General features: G+C 44.3%; 4 protein-coding genes. 2 read left to right on the top strand and 2 right to left on the bottom strand.

Annotated elements, in window-relative coordinates:
- Together FJR38_RS01315 and FJR38_RS01310 are read left to right on the top strand one after the other, a co-directional pair.
- On the top strand, nt 1-554 hold a 554-nt coding region (locus FJR38_RS01315), incomplete at its 5' end, for a TPM domain-containing protein (protein ID WP_168534964.1).
- Between the two features lie 141 nt (nt 555-695).
- Nucleotides 696-1,325 carry a precorrin-8X methylmutase gene (locus FJR38_RS01310; protein WP_168493356.1) on the top strand — a complete coding sequence of 210 codons (630 nt, stop codon included), beginning with the start codon at nt 696-698 and terminating at the stop codon, nt 1,323-1,325.
- Between the two features lie 187 nt (nt 1,326-1,512).
- On the opposite strand, the gene FJR38_RS01305 is transcribed toward FJR38_RS01310, so the two are convergent.
- Nucleotides 1,513-2,202, bottom strand: a complete 690-nt coding sequence (locus tag FJR38_RS01305; RefSeq protein ID WP_168493357.1) for a phosphate ABC transporter permease — start codon at nt 2,200-2,202, stop codon at nt 1,513-1,515.
- 32 nt (nt 2,203-2,234) lie between these two features.
- Nucleotides 2,235-3,071 carry a 4-hydroxy-tetrahydrodipicolinate reductase gene (gene dapB, locus FJR38_RS01300; RefSeq protein WP_168493358.1) on the bottom strand — a complete coding sequence of 279 codons (837 nt, stop codon included), beginning with the start codon at nt 3,069-3,071 and terminating at the stop codon, nt 2,235-2,237.
- Nucleotides 3,072-3,380 lie beyond the last annotated feature (309 nt).

The following is a 3,380-nucleotide window of genomic DNA, read 5'->3' as shown; positions in this document are numbered from 1 at the left end:
CAGGCCGAGCAGTAATTAAATATTGGGGTTTAGATGACAAAAGCATTCTCTTAGTAGCAGATGCTCGTGGTGGTAACATCCTCAGCTTTAGCGTTGGTGATGCAGTTTATGAATTCTTACCCCGCACCTTCTGGATTGAACTCCAAACCCGCTTTGGTAACTTATACTTTGTCCGCGAAGAAGGAGAAGACCAAGCCATTCTTCAAGCTTTAGATTCAGTTAAAGGTTGTTTACTCAAAGGGGGTTGTAATGTAGTTCCTGGACTACCTAGAGAACAATGGATACTTACCCTTGTTACCTCCGCTGTTGGTGGCATTATTTGCGGTTTTGCGGCTCAACCCCGGAACGATAAACAAATAGTAGCTTGGCAATGGGCGTTAATTTTCTCACCTTTATGGGGAATGTTGTTTATTGCCTTTGGTATTGCCCCAGTTATTACCCGTACAAGCGACTGGTTGCCTCTCGTTCGTAATATTTCCGCTTTTGCTATTGGTGCTTTAGTAGCTTATTTATCACCTGCTTTCAGTCGTCCTTCTTCTAGTGCAGAATCCTGAAATGTCATAGCGATTATGGGGATTGGGAATTGGGGACTAGGGATTGGAGATTGGGAATAAATTCTTTTTGATGACCAATTACTCATGACTACGCACGGAAACTGATAAGCTAAAAGCTAATATATGAGAAGCTAAATAGCAATGGAATGGCACGTAACTGATGCTCAAAGCTTGGCAATTATTGATAGTGAAATTGGTGATCATGTTTTTTCACCAGCAGAGTATGAAATCGTCCGGCGAGTAGTATACGCCACCTCTGATTTTGAGTATAAATCCTTAATACGTTTTTCAGAACAAGCCTTACAAGCTGGAGCAGCAGCCCTAGCAGCACGAACTACTATTGTGGTAGACGCGCCCATGGTGCAAGTTGGTATAGCTTATGACATTCAAAATACTTTTTCTAATCCAGTGTATTGCAGTATGGAAGCACTAACACGACCCCAAAAGGAAAAAACTCGCTCTGCTTGGGGTATTGAAACCCTAGCTAGGCGTTATCCAGAAGGGATTTTTGTAGTTGGTCAAGCACAAACAGCATTAACTGCACTGGTTGAATTAATTGAAGCTGAGGAAATCAGACCGGCTTTAATAATTGCTACTCCAGCAGGGTTTATTAATTTAGAAACTGCTAAGGAACGATTGCAAGAATCACTAGTTCCTTATATCACTATTGAAGGCCGCAAGGGCAATGCCGTCGTAGCTGCGGCTATTGTTGATGGCTTAGTTGATTTAGCCTGGCAAGCCTATGGACAAGATAGGACTGGTGGTGGGTGAGGCTCTGGGAGGCAGGGGAGCAGGGGTGCAGGGGGGCAGGGGAGCAGGGGGGCAGAGGGGTAGGGGAGCAGGGGTGCAGGGGAGCAGGGGAGCAGAGGGGCAGAGGGGCAGAGGGGCAGGGGAGCAGAGGGGCAGGGAGAATATATTTTCAACGGACAACGGACAACTGACAACTGACAACTGACTCCTATTCCCTATTTCCCTGTCGTCCTGAACGGCGGCGGGGTTTTCTTTCTTGTCCTTCACGTAAGCGCATACTGACTTCGTTAAAAAAGTCTTTGCGGACATAGGGATAATCACTAACCCATAGGTCACGACTAGGAATGTATATATCGCTGAATTCTTCTATTGTGCTTAAATCAGGGCGATTTGACATGACCACCATTTCGGCTATTTGACCACGTGCGATCGCTTTGTGGGCAGGACGTAGTGGTGCTTCAAAATCAACACTAAATCCTGTGTCGTCGCCTATTTCTAAGTTAATCCGCTTTTCGCGGTTTTCGATAATTACTAACTCACCTTTGCTGTTAACGGTTTCCTGTTTGCCCATTAACCGATCTGTGATCCACCAATCTAGCACTCGTCCCCGGAAAAACCCACTATATTTGTAACTGCGACATTTTTTATTGCGGATACTCGCTTGGAATATGGGATACCAGAGCCAAAAAAAAGCACCAAATACACCAAAACCGAATATTAACCCAAATTCTACTCTGAACAAGAATTGTATTAGCAAAAGCACAGCTACGGTAACTACGGAAATTAGTATCCGCTGCAAAGAATTACTGAACTTCCCCCAATAGTATTTATATTGTGGACCAGACGCAATGAGGGGAATGATTTGTTCAAATTTTTGGCGAGTTAGGGGGACGAGCATATTTTTGGCTTTTAGATAGGAAAATCGTAGTTCTAAAGAATTTTTTCTAATCCATATACTAATGACTTTAGCTGGTTGACTTTGCGAATGGCTAGTAATACTCCTGGCATATAACAGGCGCGATCGCTTGTATCATGACGTAAGGTATAAATTTGCCCGGCTGCACCAAAAATTACTTCTTGGTGGGCAATTAATCCTGGTAAGCGCACACTATGAATTCTAATCCCTTCGTCTGCTAAACTGCCTCTAGCCCCGGCTATTTTCTCAGTTTCTTCCACAATGGCGGTGTTAAAAGTTTTACCCATTTCCGCTAGGAGTTGGGCGGTTTGAATTGCTGTGCCGCTGGGAGCGTCGGCTTTTTGGTTATGATGAAGTTCGATGATTTCTACATGATCAAAATACTGGGAAGCTCTAACTGCGGCTTCTTGTAGTAGTACCATGCCAATGGAAAAGTTAGGAATAATTAGACAACCGGTACTAGCTTTTTCGGCAAAATCGGCTAATTGTTGGAGTTGTGCTGGACTTAAACCTGTAGTACCGACAACTGGACGAATTCCATAGGCGATCGCACTCCGAATATTGTCATATACTGCGTCAGGATGGGTAAAATCAACTAATACCCCCGGTTGCATCTGTCTTTCCCCAGCTACATACCCCAACATCGGTTCTAATTGATTGGTAATTGGAACTTCTAAGGGTTCACTTAAACCCGCTAGTTCCCCAGCGTCTTTACCTTGATGTTCAGGAGTCGTGTCAATTGCACCCAGTAAAATCAAATCAGATGCTTGGGCTACTGCTTTAATTACCTCACGTCCCATTTTACCAGCAGCACCATTGACAATAACGGGAATAGAAGTTTGATTGCTCATAAGACCTCGCGGTAAGTGGGAAACTCAGTCACTTTAGTGCTGAGAGGGATGGTTCGACGCAGCTCACCAGCCGCGACTCAAGCGGGTTTAACCGCTTTGAATATTTCTTCATTACCGCCTTGGAATCGGAAAATTTGGGGTACTTTTGTGATGTACTTTCAACGGGACAATTACCGATTCAAATTTTCCAACTCTGTACGCATAATGTGTTGCTCCGAAGAGCCTCCCTTTCGGGGTAATGTTAGCTTCGACCAGTTATCAGAGCTTGTTAGGCTTGTAACACTGTTCCAGTGACCTTAGAACTGTTTA

Source organism: Anabaena sp. UHCC 0253 (genome assembly GCF_009712085.1).
Lineage (GTDB): Bacteria > Cyanobacteriota > Cyanobacteriia > Cyanobacteriales > Nostocaceae > Dolichospermum.
This window is presented reverse-complemented; position numbering and strand designations above follow the sequence as displayed.

What these genes read in the sequence shown, in the direction of transcription:
- FJR38_RS01310 (WP_168493356.1), top strand. Translation starts at nt 696, where the DNA reads ATGGAATGGCACGTAACTGATGCTCAAAGCTTGGCAATTATTGATAGT.
- FJR38_RS01305 (WP_168493357.1), bottom strand. Translation starts at nt 2,202, where the DNA reads ATGCTCGTCCCCCTAACTCGCCAAAAATTTGAACAAATCATTCCCCTC.
- dapB (WP_168493358.1), bottom strand. Translation starts at nt 3,071, where the DNA reads ATGAGCAATCAAACTTCTATTCCCGTTATTGTCAATGGTGCTGCTGGT.